The sequence below is a fragment of the Flavobacteriales bacterium genome (assembly GCA_026129465.1).
GTDB lineage: Bacteria > Bacteroidota > Bacteroidia > Flavobacteriales_F > PHOS-HE28 > PHOS-HE28.
Window position 1 is genome coordinate 1455016 of record JAHCIA010000001.1, and the last position, 24206, is coordinate 1479221.

Below are 24206 nucleotides of genomic sequence, written 5' to 3' on the forward strand. Positions count from 1 at the left end.
TTCTGTACCGGAGTTAACGCCGGGCAAGATAACCGAGCGTCAGGCACACGGTCAATGGCATGAAAGTTCAATCGCGCACCAGCCGTACATGCCACCGATCCGTGTTGGACCGCACCCGAAGCACGAAGATCCCTGACGACATGCCGGGTGCCACCACTTGCTGGACGCGGCCCGGCGCGAAACGGCCGTTCAGGACCACCCGACCACTGGCGTCCATGAGATCCCAAGCGAGCGCATCAACTGAGGAGGGCAGGACCACGGTGAAATGGTCCTGAAAGGGGACCGGGAAGACCTCGACCCCCTGTTCGGGGACCTCCATTTCACCGCCCACGGAGGTGTAATTCCGCCAACGGGCCAAGCCGCCGGTCCAGGTACCGGCCCAGAGACCGCCACCGCTGTCGATCATCAGGCAGCGCACGCTCGGGTCGGGAAGCCCCGTGGAGGTGCCAAGCAGGTCCCAATCCACCGCAGACGTGAAACGAAGGATGCCGGCGGTCTCGGTGCCGGCGAGCTTCCGTCCCTGTGGATCGATCACCAAACAGAGGAGCGTGTTGTCCGGGAAACCCGCGGAGGCGGCGTTGTACTGGAGCCAAGGTCCCCCGATGTGCGGCCCGGCATGGCGGATCAAGCCACCGGCCGGACAGGCGATCCAGCGGTCTCCGGCCTCATCGAAGACGATGGCGTTGGCCGAATTGTCCGGAAAATTGTGCTCGAAGGAGGTGTAGTAGAAGAAGTCGGTCTCGCTGATGTAGGTGAGGCCCCCGTTCATTGTGGCCACGGCCACCAGTCCATCGGCGCGTACGGCGGTATTGCGCACATGCGGCCCCCAGAATTGGTAGCCCAGATGGCTCTCAGGGGTATCGTTGTACAGGTACCACTCCTCTCCGGTGGAGCATTGCAGGCCGATCTGCGTGGCGATCCAGGCCCAGCCACGGTGGTCAATGGTGATGCCATTGATGTCGTCGATCACCAAAGGGCTGTTCTCTGTGGTCAGATAGGTCCAGTCCTCTCCGTCCAAAATGGCGATGCCTGCGCTGGTGGTACCGATCCAAAGACGCCCATCACCATCCACAGCCAGGCAATTCAGGGAGTTGTCCGGCAGGCCGGAACCACCCTGCTGAAGAACCGTCCATTGGTCACCGTCATAGCGGCACAGCCCCCAATCGGTGGCGGCCCAGATCACGCCGTCATGGTCTTCCACCACCGCCTTCACCGTGTTGCTGGGGAAACCCGCGGTCGCCATATCGAAAACATCCCATTGCTGCGCTGTGGCCGGCAGGAAGGGAAGCAGCCAAGCCAGCAGCCAATAGGAAGCGCTTGGTCGGCAGGGACCGGTCATGGGATCTGTTGGAAGCGCTGGTTGGTGGGCACGCTGCCGCCGATGTTCACCAGCATGGGATCGCGGTCGTTGCCCTGACCGGTGTATTTGATGATCCCGTCCATGTTCACATCGCTTACCGAATACCCCGCTACGGTGGTGGTGGGCACGGTGCCGCCGATGGCCTGCAGGATCAGGTCGCGGTCGTTGCCCTGACCGGTGTAGCGTATCGCACCGTCGCCGTTGACATCGCCCGCCCAAAGGGCACGCGCGCTTCCAATGATCTTGCGCGCATCAGTACCCCAGGTGTTGGTGCCTGCGAGGGTCAGATCGATGGAATTGGCGGTGCTGCTGAAGGCGAGCGCCGTGGCCGTCATGCAACCCAGGTGGTTGCGGTGCTGTGCCACCAGATGGTAGTTGCCGGGTGGCACCACGAACCCCACGGCCGATGTGCCATCCGCTGCGGAGACCACGTCGCCATCGCGCTGCAACAAGGCTTGGCGCGTGGCCACCAAGGTACCGGGCGATCCGGCCTGGCGCAACTCCAACCGCACCCAGTCCACTACGGCATTGGCACCGGTAACGGCCAGGATGGCAGGGGTGGTGGTCTCTCCCCCGCCGCCGAGTTGCGGCCAACCCAGGCCGGAGTATGGCTCCTGCAAGGGGATCAAGCCACCGGCGCGGAGCGCATCGGACATCCAGGGTCCCACATAGGGTCCTTCGAGGAAGAGCTTCACGTTGGACTTCACCTCAGTGCTCACACAGAAGTTGATCACCTGCTGCGACCAGTTGCCGCTGGGCGTGATGCCGAGCGATTGCCCGCCCGGACCCATGACCTGCATGAAACCGTTGCCATAGGCGCAGCACAAGCCATCGCCCCAGCTGTCATTGATCGTCAATACATAGCAGCCGTCCGGCAGGCAAAGATCCACGGAAGGTTGCGGATAGGTGCCATTGCTCGCCTGGTCCTGGTAGGGTCCGCCCGTGGCGTAGGTGGTGCTTCCCCCAGTGAGCGCCCAGGTGATGTCCGCGCCATAGCGATCCATTACGATGACGATGGTGACCGGCGTGCAGCAACTGGAATGGAGCCAGTTCACCGAATTGGTGTAGGCGCTGCTGGAGCCGCCGCAATCACGACGCACTTGGAATTCGTATTGGGTGCAGGCCGCCAGACCGCTCACCGCCTGGCTGGTGCCGGTGATCCCGCTGATGTTCGTCCAGTTGGGCGCGCCCACAGGCCTGTAGCGCAGAGTGAAGCTGTCTCCCCCACCCGCGGACCAGCTGGCCAGCACGGAAGTGGTGCTCGTCCCGGTGATCGTCAGGTCCCACGGCGTAGGACAGGTGGAACCTGAAATGATGTTGAAGTTGACGTTCGAGATGTCGTAGAACACGTTGCCATTGCCTCGCACCATGATGCGCGCGGTGCTGGTGGCCGGGACCACCGGTATCGTCACCGCCTGGGTACCATCATTCGGCGTGGATGTGAGCAGTGTGTAGGGATATGTGAGGCCCCCGTCCACCGACAAAAGGATGTCCACATTGGCGCAACTGACGGGCGAGGCGGTGGTGTTGGCCACGTTCCAGGTGACCGTTTGCGTGGAGCCGGCCTGCCAACTCACGTTCGTGTTGGGCTGCGTCACCACGAAGGGCCCGGCACCGGCGGCCACGGTGATGTTGCGGTTGCTTTCCGCGGTGCAGCCGGCGCCCGGCCGGTTGTCGCGCACGGTGGCCCTGAAGTTGAAGGTGCGGCCCACACTTGAGAGCACCTCCCAAGTGGGGTTCTGGTTGGCCACCACGGCGCCCAGGTTGGGGAACCAGCGCGAGGAGCTCTCCACCGGCAACAACGCGCGAAAATTGGGGCCATTGGTATTGGTGGGCTGAGGAGGCTGCGTGGAGACCTGGTTGTTCATCTGCTCCCAGGTGAAGGAGAGCACATCGGCCGGGTTGGGGTCGCTGGAAGTGGCGGTGAGCACGAAGGGCGTGGAATGCGGTATGGTGCGGTTGGGCCCGGCGCTGATGGTGGGCGGCTGGTTGTTGGAGGAGGTCACCTGCGGACACTGGCCCGCGTTGCCACTGGCCAACCGGCTGGCGATCTCCGCCAGACTGTGCGCGTGGAACAAGGCATCGCTGTTGTTCTGCACATTGGGGGCGCAGATGCCCGCGTAACCCATGATGGTGCTGGCGCTGCCCGGTTCGAACGCGGCAGGACCATGGCGGTTGCAACTGTTGTTCTGCGTGTGGTTGGCACCGTACTGGTGGCCCATTTCGTGCGCCACATAGTCGATGTCGAAGGGGTCGCCCACGGGCTGCGACAGACCCGTGACACCACCGGCCTTGTAGCTGCTGCAAGGTGCGTCCAGATAGGCCACGCCGCCACCGCCCGTGCTGAACACATGGCCGATGTCGTAATTGTTGAAGCCGATGATGTTGTCGCAGGTGGTCTGGTTCTGGCCCAGCATGGTACCGCCGTTGTTGTTGGAGTACGGATCGGTACTGGGGTTGAGGAATACGATCAGATGGTTGTTGGCCACCATCTGCATGGTGAGGGTGGCATCACGCTCGTAGATGCCGTTCACCCGGTTCATGGTGGTGGCCATGGCTTCCAGTGCAGGGCCCTTGTTGTTGTTCTGTGTGTTGCTGCCGTGGTAGTTCGCATACTCGCCTGTGCATGCCAGGGCCAGGCGATAGGTGCGCTTCTGGCAATCGCCCGCGCGGGGCGCCCCTTCAGCGAGCACGTTGTCCATGGTCCATTGCGCCGCGTTCTCCATGTCGTTCACCAGATCGTAGTCGCAAGCCATGGCGGCGGGCATGCTCTTCACGAAGTCGCGCTTGCGGTACACGATGCACGCCTCCGCGACACCGAAGGCATAAGGGTCGATGAACCAATCGCCACGAATGGGGTCCAGCACGAAGGCGTGGAAGCCATGTGTCGTCAGGTCGAACTGGATCAGGGTGCCGGGCCGGTCGATGCTTTCACCGCTGCATGTGGTGATGCTGGGGAACAACGCAGCGAGCTCCGGATGCAGCAAGGTGTTCCGTACGAAACGGAAACGCTCGGTACCATCCCGGTCCGGCGAAGGCAGTTCGATCACCGCCGGCGAGGAACGCACATCACCGAAAGGCGCCTGGAGCAGCATGGCCCGGATCGCGCCGGTGTCCACAGCCAGTGTCCGGTAATGGTTCGGGATGATGCGCCGCTCCCCACGCCCGGCGAGCAGGGCTTCCTGCATGGGAACCCATGCGCCCGGCGCCTGCGCCAAAAGGGTGGTGGTGAGAAGGAGGAGGAGCGGTGTGGTGGTCTTACGGAGCGAGCTGGTCGTTTTTCTTTCCATGGTCCCTGGTTCATGCACTTGCGGGCCCGGGCTCAATCCCGGGTGAGTACGATGCGATGTGAGCTCAAACGGGTCGCACCCCGCACAGTGAGCAGATAGGTGCCTGCGGTATGGCCCGCGAGATCCACCACGGTGCGGTGGGTCCCCTGCCCTGCTGCCTCGCTCCACAGCCGCACCACACGCCCAAGGCCGTCGGTCAATTCGAATTCCAGCGTTCCAGCATCCGCCATATCGGTAAGCACCTGGAAAGGTCCGGTGCCGGGATTGGGCATGATGCGCACACCACCCGTACCCATGCCCTCGATACCCTCCTCCACCGTGGTGAAGGTGTAGATCTGCCCAGTCCGGTCCACGCCGTTCAGGGAGACGTAGAAGTTGCCGTTGTTCGTCTGCGTCCAGGCATCATTCACCAGCTCGAAGGTGCTCATGCCGTTGATCACGTTCACCCGGCACAACAGGATCTCCTCGAAGGGTCCCCAGGAGGTTTCAAGATCGAAAAGCGCCATGAGTCCGAAACCGGTGAAGATCTGATATCGGTAGGGACCCGATACCTGCTCGGCTCCTGATTTGGCCACGGTCTGATATTGGAGCGTGGGCACGACCTGCTGTATGCCCCCCAGATTGGCCCCATCGGCATCCAGCCAGCGAAGGGTGAACACCGAGGAGGAGAACACCTCATCGAAAGCACCGTCAGGCCGGACATAGATCTCCACCTGATCGCTGGCGTTCATATGATGGGTGATATCCACTACAGGCAACTGGGCCTGAGCTGTCGCGGCGGGCAGCAACACGATGGACAAAAAATGACCGGCAGGACGGAAGATCATGGTCAAAGTCCCGGGAAAGGTCTCCGGAACAGCCCAAAACTAGGGCAAGCTCACGCCCCGGTCCATGACCAAAGGCATCATCTTCTCCACGATCGCCAGAAATTGGCCTTCACAGGATGGCCGCCACGATGCGGTCCACCGTCACGCCCTCGGCCTCCGCCTTGTAGTTGCGCACCAGGCGGTGGCGGAGGATGGGCAGGGCCACGGCCTGAACGTCGGCGATGTCGGGCGAAAAGCGGCCATTGGCCAGCGCATGGGCCTTGGCCCCGATGACCAGATATTGCGATGCGCGCGGGCCGGCTCCCCAACTCACATGGTCGTTCACGATGGCCGGTGTGCCCTCGGCGCCCGGGCGGGTTCGCACGGCCAGCTTCACCGCATACTGCAGCACGTTGTCCGCCACGGGTATGCGGCGCACCAGGCTTTGGTAGGTGAGGATCTCCTGCGCGCTGAGCACCGGCCGCACTTCCGCAGGCACATCACCTGTGGTGGCCTTCACCACTGCGAGTTCTTCGGTATAGCTGGGATAATCCACCCAGATGTTGAACATGAATCGGTCCAACTGGGCCTCGGGCAGTGGGTAGGTGCCCTCCTGTTCGATGGGGTTCTGGGTGGCCAGCACAAAGAAGGGTTCCTCCAGACGGTGCGTGTGGCCTGCGGCGGTGACGGCCTTTTCCTGCATGGCTTCCAGCAGGGCCGCCTGGGTCTTGGGCGGGGTGCGGTTGATCTCGTCCGCCAGGATGATGTTGGCGAAGATGGGCCCGCGCACAAAGCGGAAACGGCGGTCCTCGTCCAGGATCTCCGAGCCGATGATGTCGCTGGGCATCAGGTCGGGGGTGAACTGGATGCGGTTGAAGCTGAGTCCCAGCGAGCGGGCCACGGTATTCACCAGCAGGGTCTTGGCCAGGCCGGGCACACCCACCAGCAGGCAATGGCCCCGACTGAAGATGCCCAGCAGCACATGGTCCACCACCTGGTCCTGGCCGATGATGACCTTGCCCACCTCGCGTTTCAGCGCCTGGTATCGCTCGCCGAATCCTTCCGCGGCCTGCACATCGTTCTGCGGGATGCTCATGTCCTTCTCGTTGTTCGCGTTGGTGGTTCCGTTCTCTATTCACTGGCCACGCCTTTGGACCAGGCATGCAGGAATTCGCAATTGGCGTAGTCCGGGGCAAGACGCACGTAGGTGGCCTCCAGGCGGTCCTTCACCCACTCGTCCACGGCCTTCGCGCGCATCTTCCCCTCGGCCGCCTGCTTGATCAACTGGTAGTCGTCCTTGAGATTGGCCGCGTGGGGTTCGGTGCGTAAGAGGAGCTTCACCAGCCTGTAGGCCTTGGTGCCATTGGGCATCACCATCAACTGCGGCTCGCTCACTTCGCCGGGTTTGAGCTTGTCCAGGACGAAGAAGGTCTGCTGGTCCAGCGAACTCATGTCCCAGCGCGTGGAGTTGCTCATCTGGTCGATCATGATGCCGTTGCTGGCCTTGCTCTCCTCGTCATCGCTCCATTCGGCGGCGAGGTCGCCGAGTTCGGCATCACCGGCACGCACCATGCGCAGGAGGCTGTCCAGCAGGTCGCGTTCGCGCTGCAGGTCGGCATTGGTCACCTGGGGCCGGATCAACACGTGGCGCGCGTTGTACTGTTCGCCACGCCGATCGATGAGTTCCATGAAGTGGTATCCGTATTCCGTACGGAACACCTGCGAGATCTCGCCGGTCTTCAGACTGAGGGCCACGGCATCGAACTCGGGCACCATCATGCCGGTGGGCACCATGCCCAACTCGCCACACTCCTTGGCCGACCCCGGATCCTCCGAATAGAGGATGGCCACGGTGCAGAAATCGCGCTCCCCATTGCTGATGGAGTTGCGGTACTCCTCGGCCTTGCGCCGTACGCGCCGCTCCTCCTCGTCACTGGCCTTGGGGATGCGCAGCAATTGCGCCCACTCCACCTCGGCGTTGATGAAAGGGATGCTGTCCTTGGGGATGCCGTTGAAGAATTTCTGCACGTCCCGAGGGGTGATGCGGATGTCCGTGGTGAGGCGTTGCTGCATGGTCTGCACCAGCAGCTGGTCGTGCACCTGGTCGCGGAATTCGCTGCGGATCTCGGCTACGGACTTGCCATAGAACTCTTCAAGCTTCTTTTCCCCGCCCAACTGCGAGGCGAAGTAGCGGATGCGCCGGTCCAGCTCGGCGTTCACCTGGGCCTCGTCGATCGCGACGCTGTCGATCTTGCCTTGCTCCACCAGGAGTTTCTCATAGAGCAGGTCCTCCAACTCACCGCATTCCAAGGCGCGCTTGTCCGTGGTGCCGCCCTGCTGGCGTGCCTGCTCCACCCGGGCCAGCAGGTCGCTTTGCAGGATCGCTTCCCGGCCCACCACTGCCACGATGCGGTCTATGAGCAGACCCTTGGGCTGCGCCAAAGCCGGACCCGGCAGCAGCCACGCCAGCAGTATCGCCGCTTCAGCGATACGTCTCAATGTCCTTGCGTTCGACCGCTTCATGGTAGATGTCCTCGCGCATGGCCTCGATGAGCCGGAGCTTGCGTTGGTTGAGCAGAATGGACCGGATGTCCATGCGCGCACGCTCCAAGGGTTCGGTGCTTCCGCGGGGGCGAAGTTCCAACACATCGATGAACCAGGTGTTCCCTTCCCGCTTGATGACCCTGCGCCCCGGCTTGTCCATTTCGGGCAGGGCCACGCTGCTTTCGGCCTCAAAACCGGCCCGTGTGCTCCAGGTGTCGCTGCGGTCCACGATGGGGATGCCGCGCTGGGCCAGCCAGATCTCCAGCTCCTGCATGCGCTCTGGGCTGCCGCTGAGGAAGTGGTCCTCCAGGCGTTTCATGGTGCGTTTGTCGTCGTCGCGCACCTTGGCCCAGCGCACGCGCATGATGTCGTCCTGGAGCTCGAAGGCCGCGAGGTTCTCCTCGTAGTAACGCTCGATCTCGGCCATCGGTACCAAGGTATCGAGCTTCTGTTCCACCAGGGCCTTCTCGTAGGCGTAGATCACCAGCGAGTTGCGGTAGTCGCGCAGCAGGGCCTCATGATCCGTGCCCTGACCGGCCAGGTTGGTCTCGGCCTGGTGCAGCAGCACACGTTGCCGCAGCCAGTCGTTGATGTAGCGCTGGGCCAGGGCCGCGCTGTCTTCCGGGGCCAGGTCCACGGGCACCACCGTGCGCAGTTCGCTCCAACGCAGCACCTCGTTGTAGGCACGCGCCACGGGTGCGTCGGTCTCCTCCGCCGGGCCGCAGGACTGGAACAAGCCGAGCGCCACGCAGGCCAAAATGGGCCATGCCGTCAGAGGAACCGGCTTGCGCGATGCGGTCACTGGATGGAATAGAGCACGTCGCGCCGCACCTCCACGCGGTACTTGCCGCGCAACTCCTCTATCCAGGCACGCTCCAAGTTGTCCTGGTATGCGGCGGTGATGGCGCCACGGGCCTCATCCAGTTCCTTGGGCGTGGGCGGGATGGTGCGCTTCAGGTCCACGATCACCACCCGGCCCTCGTGTGGGATGTCAGCGCTCAGTCCCGGGGACTTCACCTGCCTGAGAACGGGCCGCTGTTCGGCGGTGAAGGTGCCGGGGTCGATGTCCAACGCCAGCGCGCTGCTCTTGTTCACCGCTTTCATGAGGTCGGCGCCACGGGTGCCCTTGCGCAACAGGCTGCGCACCTGTTTGGCCACGGCGGCGTCTGCGCAGGTGTAGATGTCCGCCTCGTAGCGCGTGTCCCACATGAACCGGTCGCGGTTGGCGGCATGGAAGGCTTCCAGGCCGGAGGTGTCGCGCACGGCACGTCCCCATACTTTCTGGTCGGTGAGTTCGAAGAGCAGGATGCCGTCGCGGTACTCCTTCATCAACAGGCGGAAGTCCATGTACTTCTCCTCGAGGTGGTCGTCCTCGTAGGCGAGCAGCTGCTCGTCCACGTACTCCCGGAAACGTGCGTCCACGTGCTCCTGCGCCCTGGTCACACGCTCGCGGCGCTGCTTGGCTTCCAGGTGGTCCAGCAGATCGCGCTGGGTGTAGGTGCGGTCCTTGATCACCAGCACGGGCTTGGTGAGCTTCTCGGCCTTTCGCCGATCGTAGCGCCATCCCTGCGCCACGTCACGCACCACCAGGGTGTCGGTCATCGTGTGCGTGAGTTCCTCGTACTGCTTGGATCGCACGCTGACCATCTTGCCTTCGTGCATCATGCCCACCAGCTCGCGGCTGTACCGCATGGGTCCCTTGGACCACTCGCCCTCCTTCAGGTCCCGGCGTGCGATGGTGTCGTGCTTGGTGGTGCCTTTCTTGAAGATGGTGCTGTCCACCAGCGCATACAACGGCCTCAGGTTCTCCCGGCGTTCGACCACCTTGTAGTCGGCGCGCAGTTTCTCCAGGAAGGCCTTGCGGGTGATCTCGGCGCGGCTGTCGCGGGCGATCTTCGACTTCAGTTCGCCTTTGGCCGCCTCGAAGCCGGGCGTGGGCGTGTACTCGAGGCGCTTGATGATGTGCCAGCCGAAGCGTGAGAGCACCGGTTCCGAGATGTCGCCATCGGCCTTCAGTGCGAAGGCGGCGTCCTCGAACTCGTCGATCATCTTGCCGGTGCCGAACTCGGGCAGTTCGCCGCCGCGCGTGCTGGAACTCTCGTCCTCGCTGTGGCGCAAGGCCGCATCGGCGAAGGTGATGGCGCCGCTCCCGAGTTGCTGGTGGATCTCGCGGATGCGGTTCTCAGCGTCGGCCCGGCGTTCCTCGGGGTCGGTGGGCACACTGCGCAGCATGATGTGCGCCACCTTGATGCGGCCACGGGCCGGCCGGCGGCCGTCCACGCGGATGATGTGGTAGCCGAAGCGCGTGCGCACCGCCTGACTGAGGCCGCCCACGGGCGTGTTGTAGGCGGCGCTCTCGAAGGGATAGACCATCTGCAGGCCGCTGAACCAGCCCAGGTCGCCGCCGTTGTTGGCCGCGCTGGGGTCATCGCTGCCACCCGGTCCCTTGGCCACCGTGGCGAAGTCCTCGCCCTTGGCCACGCGGTCGCGCAGCGCGTTGATGCGCTTCCAGGCCGCCAGGGTGTCCTCCGGCGTGGCGTCCTGCCCCACCTGCACCAGGATGTGGCTGGCACGCACCTCCTCGCGCATCCTGTCGTAGGCCTCGCGCATCAGCACATCGTTCAGTTCGCGGTCGATCAGGTAGGGACGCGCCAGTTGCTTGCGGTAGCCGTCCAGTTCGTTGCGGAAGCGCGAAACGGTGTCCATGCCGAGCATCTCGGCCTCGCGCACCTTCAATTTGTAGTTGATGAACAACTCGAGGTACTCGTCCAGGGCCTCACGCGAAACGTTCGCCTCCTTGTTGTTCTTCTTGTAGATCGCTTCGAACTCGGCACGTGTCACCGGCTCGCCGTCCACGGTCATCAACACCGGATCGGCTTGTGCGGAAAGCGACAGGAAGGCGAGGGAGCAAACGGCGGTACCAAGGATCTTACGGATGCGCATGGGGGTTCGCATGATGTCTGAATATCATCGCCCGGGGCGTGCCGGGCCGTTGGAAGGGTGGCAAATGTAACCGATCGGGGGTGGGGCGATCGGGGTGGCGCGCCGTTAAAAAGATCCAAGCCGGGCGCGCCCTTCGCGCCGATCCATACGGGGTATTTTTCGCCCTTCCCGCATGGAGCACGCGATCCTGATCACCGCCTACAAGGACCTGCCCGGCCTCACCCGCCGGGTGCGCTGCCTGGGGCCCCGGGCCAGGGTCTTCATCCATCTCGACCGGAGAAGCAGGGTGAGGGCCGAGGACCTCGAAGCCCTCAGCGCCCTGCCCCAAGTGCGGCTCGTCTCGCGGCGCTACCGGGTGCATTGGGGAAGCCTGGCGCACCTGAAGGCGATCCTCCATCTGGCCGAAACGGCCTTGAAGGACCCCGATACCAGCTACGTGCACGCCATCAGTGGCAGCGACCATCCGCTGCTGCCTTGGGAACGGTTCGCATCATTCTTCAAGGAACGCGATGTCGCCGGCTATCTGGAACACTTCCCGCTTCCCACGCCATACTGGCGCAACGGCGGCCTGGACCGGATCGGATACTGGCATCCGCTGGATCTGCTGGACATCCGCAAACCCGGGCGCCAGGCTTGGGTCGATCGCTTCCTGCGGCTACAGCGCGCCTTCGGCATTGAACGATCATGGAAGGGTCTGCCCCCGCTCCACGGTGGTTCCACCTGGTGGAGCCTGGGTCGTGCCTGCATGGCGCATGTACTGGATCGCCTGGCACGCGAACCCCATTTGCTGCGACGCTTCCGCCACACGCGCTGCGCGGAGGAGATCCTGGTGCAGACACTGGTGATGGATTCGCCTTTCGCCGCACAGGTGGTCAACGACAACCTGCGCTATGTGGACTGGCATGCCCGCAACGGCGGCAATCCGGCGGTTTTGGATCTGAGCGACCTGCCGAAGCTCGAAACCTCGGGCAAACTGTTCGCACGCAAGGTGGAAGCACCCGTTTCCAATACGCTGATCAGCGCGTTGGAGGCGCGTGTGCGCGGCGAACGGACCTAGTGATGACTGTAATTCGGGGCCTCCCGCGTGATGTACACGTCGTGCGGATGGCTCTCCTTCACCCCGGCGACGGTGATCCGGATGAATTTCGCCTTGGCCAGATCGGCCATGGTGGCAGCACCGCAATAGCCCATGCCCGCCCGCAGGCCGCCTTCCAATTGGTGGACCACCTCGGCCAGCTTGCCCTTGTACGGCACACGCCCGCTGATGCCTTCGGGCACCAGCTTCTTGATGTCGTCCTCCATGTCCTGGAAGTAGCGGTCCTTGCTGCCCTGTTGCATGGCCTCGATGGAACCCATGCCCCGATAGGCCTTGAATCGGCGACCCTCATAGATGATGGTCTCACCGGGGCTTTCCTCCACACCGGCGAACATGCTGCCGATCATCACGGTACCCGCACCGGCGGCCAGTGCCTTCACTACATCACCGGTATACCGGATGCCCCCATCGGCGATCACGGGCACACCGCTGCCGGCGATGGCGGCGGCACATTCGAGCACGGCGGTCAACTGGGGGACACCCACGCCGGCGATCACACGCGTGGTGCAGATGCTGCCGGGACCGATGCCCACCTTCACGCCATCGGCGCCGGCCTCCACCAGCGCTCTGGCGGCCTCGGCCGTGGCGATGTTGCCGGCCACCACATCCACGCCAGGAAAGGTCTCCTTCACCCGCTGGAGCATGGTGATGACGCCCTTGGTGTGGCCATGCGCCGTGTCGATCACCAGGGCGTCCACGCCAGCCTCCACCAATGCCTTCGCACGGTCCATGCTGTCGGCGGCGATGCCGATGGCCGCGGCCACGCGCAGGCGGCCCAGCCGGTCCTTGCAGGCGTTGGGCCGCTGCTTCAGCTTGATGATGTCCTTGTAGGTGATGAGGCCCACCAGGCGGCCTTCGTCATTCACCACGGGCAGCTTCTCGATCTTGTGCTCCTGCAGAATGTCCTCGGCCTGGGCCATGGTGGTGTCCGGCTGGGCGGTGATGATGCGCGCACTGGTCATCACCTCGGTCACCGGGCGGCTGAAGCGTTTTTCGAAACGCAGATCTCGGTTGGTGATGATACCCACGAGCTTCTCGTCCTGGTCCACCACCGGGATGCCGCCGATGCGATGCTCGGCCATGAGCTTCAGCGCGTCGCCCACCACGGCGTTGCGGTCCAGCTTCACCGGGTCGAGGATCATGCCGCTTTCCGACCGCTTCACGCGGCGCACTTCCATGGCCTGCTCGGCGATCGACCGGTTCTTGTGGATCACGCCGATGCCGCCGCATTGCGCTATGGCGATGGCCAGGTCCGCACCGGTGACGGTGTCCATGGCGGCGGACACGATCGGCAGGTTGATCTCGATGTTGCGGGAGAATCGTGAGCGGACGTCCACCTCACGGGGCAGTACCTCGCTGTAGGCGGGTACCAGCAGCACATCGTCGTAAGTGAGTCCCTCGCCGGTGAACTTGTCCGTGGGAAGGGTGCCGTTCGCAGTGGCCGGCGCGTTGGCCTGGCGGGTCTTGGCGGTGGCGGGTCGATCCATGCACAAAAGTAGTCATCGGCCCGATCGCCGGATCATTCCAGCGCAGTGAGAAGGGTCACCGTGCCGCGCTTCTCGAAACGGCGTCCGGCACCGTTGCGGAAGGCGCAGAAGTATCCGTACACGCCCAGCGGCGCCTGACGTCCGCCCACTTCCCCATCCCAGCCCTCCTGTGGATCATTGGTGGTCCACACCACCTGCCCCCAGCGGTTGATGATGTTGAGCGTGTACTCGCTGACGTCCACGAAGCCGAGCACGGGTTGGAAGATGTTGTTGATGCCGCCGATGATGAAGGCGTTGGGGATCCACACGAGGTCCTCCTGCACCGCGCAGGCCACATTGCTCAGCGACACGGCGTTGATGCCCGAAGGATTGCCCGCCTCCACGGCCTCCACGAAGTAGCAGGCGCGCCCGTCGCCGTCGATCAGGCCGGCCACATTGTCCTTCCAGTTCCAGGGATCCGGCGGAAGCGCGGCGACCACCGCGAACGGTCCATCCTCGATGCTCCGGTGGATGCGGTAGGCGGCGGGGAAGCCGGCCCATTCGGCATATCCGTTCCAGTCCAGCGCGTTCTCGGCGGTGAGCAGGGCCTCGGTGCGCAGCACGATGCTTCCGCCGATGTTGCTCGTGAGCACGGCATGGCCGCAACTGTCCAGCACGGTCATGCGGTAGCGATAGCCGTTCCTGGAGGGCTCCACGTCCTCATCCACATAATTGATCACGGCATCGCTCACCACGGGAAAGAACACGATCTCCTCGAAGGGTGCTCCGTTGCGCGACCGCTCCAGGCTGTATCCGCCCACCGAGGCGCTCTGGTCCAGGCTGTCCACCACCAGGATCCGTTCTTCATCGAGCACGGTGACGGTGCGTATGTAGTTGAAGGCAGGCAGGCCTGGATAGATGGTGCTCCGGCAGGTCTTGTTGCTCATGGAGAAGGTGCCGCCCGGGGTGCGTTCGGCGCGTATCGCATAGCAATAGTCCCGGTCGGGATCCACCGTGTGCGTGTAGTTGAGGTCGTCGCCATCGAGGTTGGCGAGCAGGGACCACAGCCCACCATCCACCTGATAGAAGACCTGTTGCGCCTCCGGTGTCCAACCGCCATAGGGTGTCCACGCGATCTTGACCAGACCTGCGCATTGGTCGTATTGCGTGGTGGCGTGCATGGTGGTGTGCGGCGGCCCGGTGGCACTGGTGTTGGGGCTGGGCGGCACGCCCACGTTGCAGGTGTCGAACGCGGCGATGGTGAAGGATTCCGGAGCCAGCCAGGCCTGGCTGAGCAGCCATGTGTAGCTGCTGGTGGGCTGTCCGTACACGGTGTCGATGATGATGCCGCCGCCGGGTGTGGAGAGCACGATGATGTAGCCGTCAGTGTCCGGTTGTGGACTGGGCGTCCAATGGATGGTGGCCAGCCCCGACAGGGTGTCCACCGTGACCGACTGTATCTGCGGGGTGGTGGGCGGGGTCACGTCCTCGAAGAAGTCGCCCTGGCGATTGCTGAAGGAAACGCAGCCCAACTGGTCGGCGAGCCCCACGCGGAAGGTGAGGGAATCGGCGCAGATGTCGATCACGTGCTGGTAGGCGTAGACCGAGGTGTCCACCGTGGCGAGCAGGTTCCAATTGCCCACGGGATATTCCATCCACACGGTATACCAGGCGGTGGCGGTGGCGGCCTTTTCCGGCGCGGTCCAGGCCAGGTTGGCGCTCCCTGGCGGCGTGCTTTGGAACACCTGCAGAAAAAGCGTGGAAACCGTGTCGCTGTGCTGCGAAACAGCGGGTGTGGTGGACACCGTGGTGACGAAGTAGAAGCGCGCGCCCGATCCCGCACCGGAGGCGGCATGCAGAAAATTGGTCTGGCCCAGCACGGGCACGCTGCCCGCCACGGCATAGGGTCCATTGGCATCGGCCGCCACATGGATGTCGTACCGCATGAAGATGCCGTCCGGGTCCGTCGTGGGGCTCCAGGTAACGATCACATCGCCAGCGGCGTTCACCGAGGCGCAGCGCAGCACGGGGGGGTCGAGCACCTGTGCGGACGCGACCAGGGGGGCGGCCAGCAGAACCGATGCATGCAGGATCCTCATCCGCCGGGTCAGGGATATGACCTGATGACGCAGGTCACGCTCCATATGTTGCCGAACGCGAACCCTCATCCTGGAAGTGTGGATGATGAACGCATTGCCCGCAGCCCGGCGTGGAAACCGGCCATGATCTCCTCCACGATCGCGGCCGCTGACTTGATCTCCCGGATCCTGCCACTGACCTGCCCGATCTCAAGCTCACCTTCCTCCAGATCGCCCTCGAACATGCCGCGCTTGGCGCGGCCCCGCCCGAGCAAATCCTTCAGTCGTGCGGCATCGGCACCCTCCGCGTAGGCGGCCTGCACATCCAGGAAGAACTTGTTCCGCAGGAGGCGTACGGGCGCGAGTTCCTTCAGGGTAAGCAGCGTCTCGCCCTCCCCCGCCGTGGCCACGCGGTCCTTGAAGGCGCGGTGGGCGGATGATTCCTCACTGCACACGAAACGGCTGCCCACCTGCACGCCATCCGCCCCCAGCACCATGGCGGCGAGCATGCTGCGGCCATCGGAGATCCCGCCTGCGGCGATCACCGGAATACGCAACGCGTCGCACACCATGGGCACCAGCACCAGCGTGGTGGTCTCCTCTCGTCCGTTGTGCCCGCCGGCCTCGAATCCCTCGGCCACCACGGCGTCCACACCGGCGGACTCGGCCTTCAGGGCGAACTTCACGCTGCTAACCACATGCACCACGGTGATGCCGTGCCGCTTGAGATGCGCGGTCCATTGGGCCGGGTTGCCGGCGGAGGTGAAGACGATCGGCACGCGTTCCTCCACGATGATGGCCATGTGCTTGTCGATGTCCGGGTAGAGCATCGGCACATTCACGGCGAAGGGTGACCTGGTGGCCGCCCGGCACTTGCGGATGTGGTCGCGCAGCACATCGGGGTACATGGAGCCCGAGCCGATGATGCCCAATGCGCCGGCATTGCTCACGGCGGAAGCGAGCTCCCATCCGGAACACCAGATCATCCCGGCCTGTATAAGGGGATGCCGGATGCCGAAGAGTCCAGTGATGCGTTGCGGATCTCCCATGCGGGACCCAAAAGTACCGGGTCGTGGGCGGTGGCCCTTCGATCCGCGCGCAAACCGCTGTCGGCCAAGCCTGTCCACGATTCCATTTCGCCGCTGGATCTTTGCTATGTTTGCCCACCGTAGACTCCCCTTCCCCATCGCATCGAACATGACCCCGCGCATCACCCGACTCGCCCTGGCGGCCGCCGTGCTGCTGTTCGGCCTGGACCGTTCCGAAGCCCAGTACGCTTGGGATGTGGGTGTGCACCTCGGCGGATCGAACTACCTGGGTGAAATGGGCGGCAAGGAACAGACGCGCCGCGACTTCGTGTGGGACATGAAGCTGAGCCAGACGCGCTGGGCGCTGGGCGGTTTCGCGCGCCGCCGCATCAACCGATTGATCTCGGTGAACACCGGCCTGCTCTACCTGCGCATCCAAGGCGCGGACGCCCTGAGCACCAACCGGGCGCGCGTGGGCCGCAACCTGAACTTCCGCAACGACATGTTCGAGTGGTACCTGCGGCCGGAGTTCACCATCTATCAGGACAACGACCTGGGCGGCCGTGGGCGGTACAAGTCGGACTTCCGCTTGTTCGCATACGCTGGTGCGGCGCTCTTCTACCACAGCCCGAAAGGACAGTTGAACCGCGAGGGATCCTTCGTGAACCTGCGCCCACTCACCACGGAACTGGAGGAGTACGGTCAACTGGGTTTCGCCATCCCGGCGGGTATCGGGATGCACTTCACGCGCAAGCGCCGTCACCGTTTCGGCTGGGACTTCGGCTGGCGCACCACCTTCACCGACTACCTGGACGACGCCAGCACGGTATACGCCGATCCCGCCAAGCTCCCCAGCCAGGAGGCGATCGACATGGCGAACCAATCGTCCTACGCCTACGCGCTGGATCCCACCCTGCCGCGCCTGGAGAACTATGACGCAGGCGCCAAGCGCGGCGACCCCACGCACAACGACAGTTACCTGACCATGACCTTCACCTACAGCTATGTGCTGAGAGGGCAGTCCAACTTCTACCGCCAGCGTTACAACTGGATCCGCGGATCGAAGAAGGTGGGCCGGAAGTCGCGCGCCAAGTTCTGACCCCTGCCTGCGGGATCGTTCCGATCCGCAGAGACCCTGGAAAGGGCCACCGGTACGGTGGCCCTTTTCGTTTCCCGGAACTACCCGGGATCTTGCATCCCCTGCCGTTCCATCCAGTCGGCCAGGGTCACCAAGGACCACAGTCTCGACCAGTTCACGCGCGGGTCCTGCTTCAGGAAGGCGCGCCACAAGCCGTCCACCGCACCCGGACGGAGGAGCCCGCCGGAAGAAAGACGATGCAACCGCTGCGCGCAGAAGGACCGCAACTCACCGCGCATCCAAAGTTCCCAGGGCATCGTGAAGCCCATCTTGGGCCGCTGGGTCACCTCATCCGGCAAAAGATCCCCCAAGGCATCAGTGAGCAGCTTTTTGGGCGTGTGCGGGTATTTGTGCACGTCGTCCACGCCCAGCACGAAGGCCACGAGATGGTGGTCCAAAAATGGAACCCGCACCTCCAGCGCATGGGCCATGCTCATCTGGTCGGTGTCGCGCAATAGCACATGTTGCAGATAGGTGGACAACTCACCGAGCGACACCTGCGAGAGCATCGGCAATGCGTGGCCGCCGTCCTCCCGGATGATGCCGTGCATGATGCGCTGGACACGGTCCGCCGGAAGCGTATCGCGGGCAAGCAGCGAGACCAGCTCACGGTCGCTGAAGGTGCGCCGGGAGATCGGATAGGTATCGTCCACAGAAAAGGTGGGCAGCAACAGGGCATCGGCCATTTTGGTTCCCGCGATACCAGGCCGCAGGCTGCGCACGGCCGCACCTGCGACACCACGCCAGGCGGAAGGGAATTGTGTGACCCATCGCCGCCGCCACAGATCGAGTGTGCGACGGAATACCGGATACCCGGCGAAGACCTCATCGCCGCCCAGCCCGCTGAGCGCCATCTTGATGCCCGCTTCCCGGGTCACTTTGGAGACCACCCAGGTGTTGGGGCCGTCAGCGCTGGGGTGGTCCATGGCGGCGAGGGCGTCGGGCAGCATCCGCAGCATGTCATCCGGCTTGAGGCGGATGGGGGTGTGCTCCGTGCGGAAGCGCTTCGCCACCATGCGGGCATAGCGCTCCTCGCTGAATTCCTCCTCGTCGAACACCACCGAGAAGGTGTGCACCGGCGAGGAACTCGCCTGCGCCATGAGGCCCACCACCGCGCTGGAATCGATCCCACCGGAGAGGAAGGCGCCGAAGGGCACATCGGCCACGAGACGCTTCTCCACGGCCCGGGCAAGACGATCGCGCACCTCGCGCAGCACCCTTTCACGCGGCATGTTCTTCGCCGCCATCTCGGCGGCCGCCACAGGATCGTACCAGCGCCGGATGCTCAATTCGGTGTCCGAAACCAGCATGGCATGCCCGGCCTGGAGCAGATGCACGCCGCGCACCAAGGTGTCCGGGGCATGCACGGTCTGGTAGCGCAGGTGGTCCACGAATGCTTCGCGGTCGATCCGCCGGGGCACCAACCCTGATGCGAGCAGCGCGCGCACTTCAGAAGCGAAAAGCAGGTGCCGGTCATCGCGGTACCAGTAGAGCGGTTTGATGCCCATGCGGTCACGCGCGAGGACCAACTCGTCGGTGGCGCTGTCGAGTACGGCGAAGGCGAACATGCCCTCGAGTTCATCCAGGCAAGCATGGCCCCATTGCCGGTAGGCCGCCAGCAGCACCTCGGTGTCCGACGAGGTGCGGAAGCCGTGGCCCAGCCCGGTCAATCGCTCACGCAGTGCGCGGTAGTTGTAGATCTCGCCATTGAACACGATGGCCAGGCCGCCATCCGTCGCATGGAAAGGCTGGTCGGAATCGTGCGAGAGGTCGATGATGCTCAGGCGCCGGTGACCCAGTGCACAGTTCGCGGCGACATGCATGCCGGCCGCATCGGGACCGCGATGTGCCAGGGCATCGGTCATGCGGGCCAGCACGGCCTGCGGGTCGGGCAGGGTTTCCAGCCCATATATGCCCGCTATTCCGCACATCGATCCACGGCCGTGGTGGCCAGCACGCGCTCCAGGCCCACACGCAAAGGCAACAGGTCCCGTCCGAGCAATCGCCGCATCAGCGTGATGTCGGGCATGCGCCGCGTCATGTCACCCTCCTCCAGGGGAGGCAGATATACGATGCGCGAGGTACTGCCGGTGAGTTCGATGATCGTTTCGGCCAGGGCCTTGATGGTGACCTCCTCGTCCGACCCGATGTTCACCACATCATTCGCCACCTCGCCCCGGTGATAGGCGTTGAGGCAGGCGTCGATGTTGTCGTCGATGTAGCAGAAGGTGCGGGTCTGCAGGCCGTCGCCATAAAGGGTGATGTCCTCGCCACGCAGCGCCGCACGGATGAACTTCGACACCACGAAATCGCGGCTCTGCTTGGGGCCGTATGTGTTGAAGAAGCGGAAGATGGTGTAATCCAGCCCGTACTCCTTGCGGTAGGAGCGCAGGAAGGCCTCGCCCAGGTTCTTCACGATGGCGTAAGGCAGCTTCGAGTTCAGGGGCGTGGTGCGCTCGTTCTGCGGGATCTCCACCGGTTCACCATAGACCTCCGAGGAGGATGAGAAGAGGACGCGCTTCACGCCCGTGTTCTTCGACAGGTCCAGGATGTTGCGAATGCCGTCCACATCGCGCAGCACCATCACCGGATTCTCGATGGTGCGCCGCACGCCCACCACCGCGGCATAATGGAACACATGGTCGAACCGGTACGCGTAGAACACGCCACTGATGTCCTCGAAGCGGTTGACGTCGCACTTGATGAAGTGCAGGTTGGGCGCGCCGGCAAGCGGAAGTTTGCGCATATCGCCGGTGAGGAGGTTGTCCACCACCACCACCTCGTTGCCGGGGTCTTCGGCGAGTTTGGCGGCCAGGTCGCTGGCGATGAAGCCGGCGCCGCCGGTGACGAGGATGCGGGCCATGTGCGGGAGGGAACGGGGGGACCGTGGTGGGCGAAAATAGCGAAGCTCAAGTGCCCCGCCGCAGCAGCAGCCTGAAGAGGAGCGAGAGGACAAGGGCGGCCGCGGCTCCCCACCAGAAAAAACGATGCGTGACGGCGTTCTTCACGTGCATCGGCAGCAACCGCCAGCGAAAGGGCTCCGTACGCTTCATGCGTGCACGCCACCAGGCCGCATCGTAGGCTTCCACGGGCATCAGTTCCACGCCGGTGAGCGACAGACCCTGCCAGTTGATGCCTGCCGGGCCGATGTCCGCCACGAGCACCGCATCACGTGCTTCGTCGCGGATGGCGCTTTGGATGAAGATGATATTGTCGGCATGACGCTCGAAGAAGATGCTCGCCGGGGCGAGGCCCGCCATGCTGCCGGAGATCCAGTGGACGGGCACCCTGCGTGCGATGCGCTCCAGCAGGGGCGCTACCTCTTTCCGGTAGTTGGTGCGCAGCGTGGAGCGCGTATTGCCTTTGAACAGGTCCGTGTAGCGTGGATCATCCTCCGCCCAGAGCGGCCGGTGCGCGATGATGAGCAGGGCGGTCATGTCGTCGTCATCGGCCAGGTCGCCGAGCATCCGCATCTGTTCGCCCCGGATATCGCCATTGTCGCGCTCGGTGTCGAGCAACAGCACAGACGTGGTGCCCAGCCGCAAAAGGCCATAAGTGGGGCCGAATCGCTCCACATAACCGGGCATGCCCTGGTCGTGGTTGCCGGGCACATTGTACAGGGGCATGGCCAGCTTGCTGAAGAACGCACGCTCGTACCGGGGGATATCGGCCTCGCGGTCCAGGAAGAGATCCCCCGTGCTGAGCAGGAGGTGCGCACCCGTGGCGTTGATGGCGTCCAGCGAAGCGAGCAAGGTGGCCGCCGGGTAGCCACTGCGGCTGTTGCTCGATCCGTGGAAATGTCCGCCGATGACCACCCGCCAATGGCCGGTGCTGTCCGGCCCCAAGGGCTCCAGGCCATTGAATGGCGACACTTGCCCGAGCATGCTGGAGGCGATGAGCACTGTGCCGATGGACGCCTGGATCCGCTTCATTTCCCGGGGCCGGATGACTTGTCCGACGAGCGCTTGATCACCTTGTCGTTGCCACCTTCATCCTCCACATCCCCTTCCCCACCGCGCAACCGGGCCTCGCGCAAGGCGATCCGCGAAGCGCCATGGCGCGCCATGGCCTTCTCCAGCAACACTGCAAGCCGCGCCGCATCAACGGCCACGGCATCCAGTTCCACTTCGGCACCCCGTGATAGGCGAAGACCATGGCCTTGTGAAACGATGTCGATCGCACGGCCCTTCACGCGGACCGGACCATCCACTTTGATCGCGTCCCCCCGGGCATCCTTGATCCGCAACCCATCCAACGTGGCCTCCCCTCCGCGCAACACCACAGCATCATCACCTGCCATCACGCACTCCAGGTCGCGGAACGTGGTCAACCCATAGGCGGCGGAGACCTGGTCGCGGCCTCCTTCGATCCTGACCTGCTCCAGCGTCAGATCGCACCGCACGGCCACCAACAGATCGCGTTTGGGTGCACCTTCCAAAAGGCATTCACGCAGGACAAGCTTGGTGGAACCCAGCACCAGGCTCGCATCGCCGCGCTTGCCCAAGGGCCCAAGATCACGCAGGTGCACATGACGCCAGATACTTTCGGTACGCGCGTCCAGGATGACGATGCCGGCGCCGCTCGCGTCCGATGATCCGATGAGCACCGGAACTTCCGGCAGGCCCGTGAGCTCAATGGGCGATGCGCTCAGGATCCGCGCACCCTTGACCAGATCGATCTCCAGCGGTGCTGTGCCGCGCACCACATATCCCGGTGGTATGACCAGATCGTCCGCCAGTATCCACCGTCCGGGTTTCAACAGCACGGTACTCTCCTTTTCGTCCACCACCACGAACGGATGCGACCGCATGTCGGCCGCGCGCTCCATCCGCATGGGCAAGCTCTCGAAGCCATCGAGCCATGACTGCGGGAACACCTCCAATTCCTTGGCGACCGAGGCACCCAGCACACCATAGCGCACTCGCAACGCGGCATCCAGGGGGACAGCGGCACCAGGCGGAAGCTTGAAACTGAAAGGCATTGGGTCTCCCGGACGACCCTGTTTGCGGCACGGTACGATGGTGTTGTCCAAAGGCTTGACGATGCTGCCATCCGGCAGCACCAGGCCATGCACCTCCAAGGGAAGCGCCTCCACGGGCACGATCATCAATCCCAGTGTATCACCGGCCAAGCCTTGGCGATAGGCATGGAAGCCCTTAGGCACGTCCAGCAGGCGGCGGATGATCCTCTGGTTGTGGCGCAGGGTGGCGCGATCCAACTCCTTCCAAGGGAACTCCCGGTACACGATGGCCGCAGCGGAATCGAGCGCCGGACCCAGCACCTGGAAGACGCTGTCCAGATAAGCGGGGCGCGACACGCGTTCCAGATGCCGCACGTAGGCACGGAACAGTCCCTCATCGTTGAAGTAGGCGTCATGCAGGTCGTGCGAGGTCCGGAAGCGCCCTTCGTATCGCCCGCTGCCCGCCAGCCTGCGGATCCGCTCGCCCCCGAAGATCTCATAGGCCACCGGTTCCACGCGCTGGGCCACGGGGTCGTAGTGGAACTTCACGTCGCTCCAATCCATGCTGTGGTGTCCGCCCATCAGATCGATGAGCGCGTGGCGTCGCGCGAGAAGATCCACGTGGAAGACCTCTGAGGCGGTGTATCGGCCCCGGCGGAAGCCCTCGATCAATGCCGTGGCCGCCTCGAAGCGCGCGCGTGCCGTGGCGTCCTTCGCCAGGTCGGAACTGCCGAAGGCATCGATGGCCGCGGCCTGGTAAGCCGCATAGGGCTCGTCGAAGCGCAGCTTGCGCATCTCGTTGAGGCGGTGCTCCCAGAAGAGTGATGGATCGAAACGGAACAGGGGCCCCTCCACGCGCCCGTTGTTCTCCAGCAACTCGGGACCGAAGTGTTCCTCATAGGCGTAGATGCCCAGGTCCTCCCCATTGAGAAGGAGCCTGATGAACCCGTAGCGCAGGGCCACAATGCCTTCACCGGCCATCAAGCGGTGGTGAAGCCATTCCACCAGGTAGTTCCGCGTGCCCGGGTGCTGCAGGGAAAAACGCTTCATGCCCTGGAAGCCCCCCTCCTTGCGGGAAACCACGCGGAACGACCATTTGCGGCCTTCCACATGGTCGGTCATCTTGCCCTTGATGCGCAGCTTCACCCTGGACACCACCCCCCCGTGTTCCATCTCGCCATTCACGTAGGGGCGGCCCTCGGGAAGGATCACGCCACGGGCGCGGGCCGCTTCCACCGTGGTGCGCAGCGTCTCCATCTCATGCTCGCCCAGCTTCAGGGCCAGCACCGGTGGTTCCACTGCGAAACTCGCCGGGTAGTTCCGTGCCACCTGACCCGCGAATCGCCGGAGTCCCGGATGCCCTTTGCTCTTCAGGAAATGGTCGGCGAACAGCGCACCGCCGATGATCACGACCGTGCAGGCCGCAAGTACCATTGTCCAGCGCCGCCAGCGCCTCCCACCCCGCTTCATCATGCGGGCGCAAAGTAAACCCGGCCC

Annotated in this window: 16 protein-coding genes; 2 read left to right on the forward strand and 14 right to left on the reverse strand. The window is 64.0% G+C overall.

The features are described 5' to 3' along the window. Window positions 1–67: 67 nt before the first annotated feature. The 7 genes from KIT10_06185 to KIT10_06215 form a co-directional block, all read right to left on the reverse strand. A complete protein-coding gene (locus KIT10_06185; GenBank protein ID MCW5898840.1) occupies window positions 68–1339 on the reverse strand; it encodes a hypothetical protein in 1272 nt (423 codons plus the stop codon). Continuing rightward, the gene (locus KIT10_06190; GenBank protein MCW5898841.1) at window positions 1336–4650 is read right to left on the reverse strand and encodes a fibronectin type III domain-containing protein; all 3315 of its coding nucleotides are present in this window, start codon (window positions 4648–4650) and stop codon (window positions 1336–1338) included. Before KIT10_06190 ends, KIT10_06185 begins: the two co-directional genes overlap by 4 nt. A 32-nt stretch (window positions 4651–4682) precedes the next feature. Continuing rightward, window positions 4683–5477: a T9SS type A sorting domain-containing protein gene (locus KIT10_06195; protein MCW5898842.1), complete on the reverse strand. Its 795-nt coding sequence runs from the start codon at window positions 5475–5477 to the stop codon at window positions 4683–4685. A gap of 109 nt (window positions 5478–5586) precedes the next feature. After that, window positions 5587–6552 carry an AAA family ATPase gene (locus KIT10_06200; protein ID MCW5898843.1) on the reverse strand — a complete coding sequence of 322 codons (966 nt, stop codon included), beginning with the start codon at window positions 6550–6552 and terminating at the stop codon, window positions 5587–5589. Window positions 6553–6587: 35 nt separating this feature from the next. Next, complete coding sequence (locus tag KIT10_06205; GenBank protein MCW5898844.1) at window positions 6588–7979, reverse strand: peptidylprolyl isomerase; 1392 nt, start codon at window positions 7977–7979, stop codon at window positions 6588–6590. After that, the gene (locus KIT10_06210; GenBank protein MCW5898845.1) at window positions 7939–8748 is read right to left on the reverse strand and encodes a hypothetical protein; all 810 of its coding nucleotides are present in this window, start codon (window positions 8746–8748) and stop codon (window positions 7939–7941) included. Before KIT10_06210 ends, KIT10_06205 begins: the two co-directional genes overlap by 41 nt. Window positions 8749–8798: 50 nt before the next feature. Further along, window positions 8799–10943: a peptidylprolyl isomerase gene (locus KIT10_06215; protein MCW5898846.1), complete on the reverse strand. Its 2145-nt coding sequence runs from the start codon at window positions 10941–10943 to the stop codon at window positions 8799–8801. Window positions 10944–11115: 172 nt separating this feature from the next. On the opposite strand from KIT10_06215, the gene KIT10_06220 reads away from it, so the two are divergent. After that, complete coding sequence (locus KIT10_06220; protein MCW5898847.1) at window positions 11116–12000, forward strand: hypothetical protein; 885 nt, start codon at window positions 11116–11118, stop codon at window positions 11998–12000. On the opposite strand, the gene guaB is transcribed toward KIT10_06220, so the two are convergent. The 3 genes from guaB to KIT10_06235 all read right to left on the reverse strand — a co-directional run bounded on the left by guaB (window position 11997) and on the right by KIT10_06235 (window position 16632). Further along, on the reverse strand, window positions 11997–13526 hold the full coding sequence (guaB, locus tag KIT10_06225; protein ID MCW5898848.1) for an IMP dehydrogenase: 1530 nt from the start codon (window positions 13524–13526) through the stop codon (window positions 11997–11999). The two genes, KIT10_06220 and guaB, sit on opposite strands and share 4 nt — an antisense overlap. Window positions 13527–13558: 32 nt before the next feature. Next, entirely contained in the window at window positions 13559–15604 is a 2046-nt protein-coding gene (locus KIT10_06230) for a gliding motility-associated C-terminal domain-containing protein (protein ID MCW5898849.1), read from the reverse strand. A gap of 65 nt (window positions 15605–15669) precedes the next feature. After that, a complete protein-coding gene (locus KIT10_06235) occupies window positions 15670–16632 on the reverse strand; it encodes a nitronate monooxygenase (protein MCW5898850.1) in 963 nt (320 codons plus the stop codon). A 148-nt stretch (window positions 16633–16780) separates the two neighbouring features. Here KIT10_06235 and KIT10_06240 point away from each other — a divergent pair, with 148 nt between their 5' ends. After that, window positions 16781–17710 carry a hypothetical protein gene (locus tag KIT10_06240; GenBank protein MCW5898851.1) on the forward strand — a complete coding sequence of 310 codons (930 nt, stop codon included), beginning with the start codon at window positions 16781–16783 and terminating at the stop codon, window positions 17708–17710. An 80-nt stretch (window positions 17711–17790) separates the two neighbouring features. On the opposite strand, the gene asnB is transcribed toward KIT10_06240, so the two are convergent. Genes asnB through KIT10_06260 form a run of 4 tightly spaced genes read right to left on the reverse strand, consistent with a single transcriptional unit; the run spans window position 17791 to window position 24182 of the window. After that, window positions 17791–19680: an asparagine synthase (glutamine-hydrolyzing) gene (gene asnB, locus KIT10_06245; GenBank protein MCW5898852.1), complete on the reverse strand. Its 1890-nt coding sequence runs from the start codon at window positions 19678–19680 to the stop codon at window positions 17791–17793. After that, window positions 19668–20612: an NAD-dependent epimerase/dehydratase family protein gene (locus tag KIT10_06250; protein ID MCW5898853.1), complete on the reverse strand. Its 945-nt coding sequence runs from the start codon at window positions 20610–20612 to the stop codon at window positions 19668–19670. Before KIT10_06250 ends, asnB begins: the two co-directional genes overlap by 13 nt. Window positions 20613–20658: 46 nt before the next feature. Continuing rightward, window positions 20659–21681, reverse strand: coding sequence for a metallophosphoesterase (locus KIT10_06255; protein MCW5898854.1), 1023 nt, complete (start codon window positions 21679–21681; stop codon window positions 20659–20661). Next, window positions 21678–24182 (reverse strand): CotH kinase family protein, encoded by a 2505-nt coding sequence (locus KIT10_06260; GenBank protein ID MCW5898855.1) that lies wholly within the window; start codon window positions 24180–24182, stop codon window positions 21678–21680. The genes KIT10_06255 and KIT10_06260 overlap by 4 nt, the downstream gene beginning before the upstream one ends. Window positions 24183–24206 lie beyond the last annotated feature (24 nt).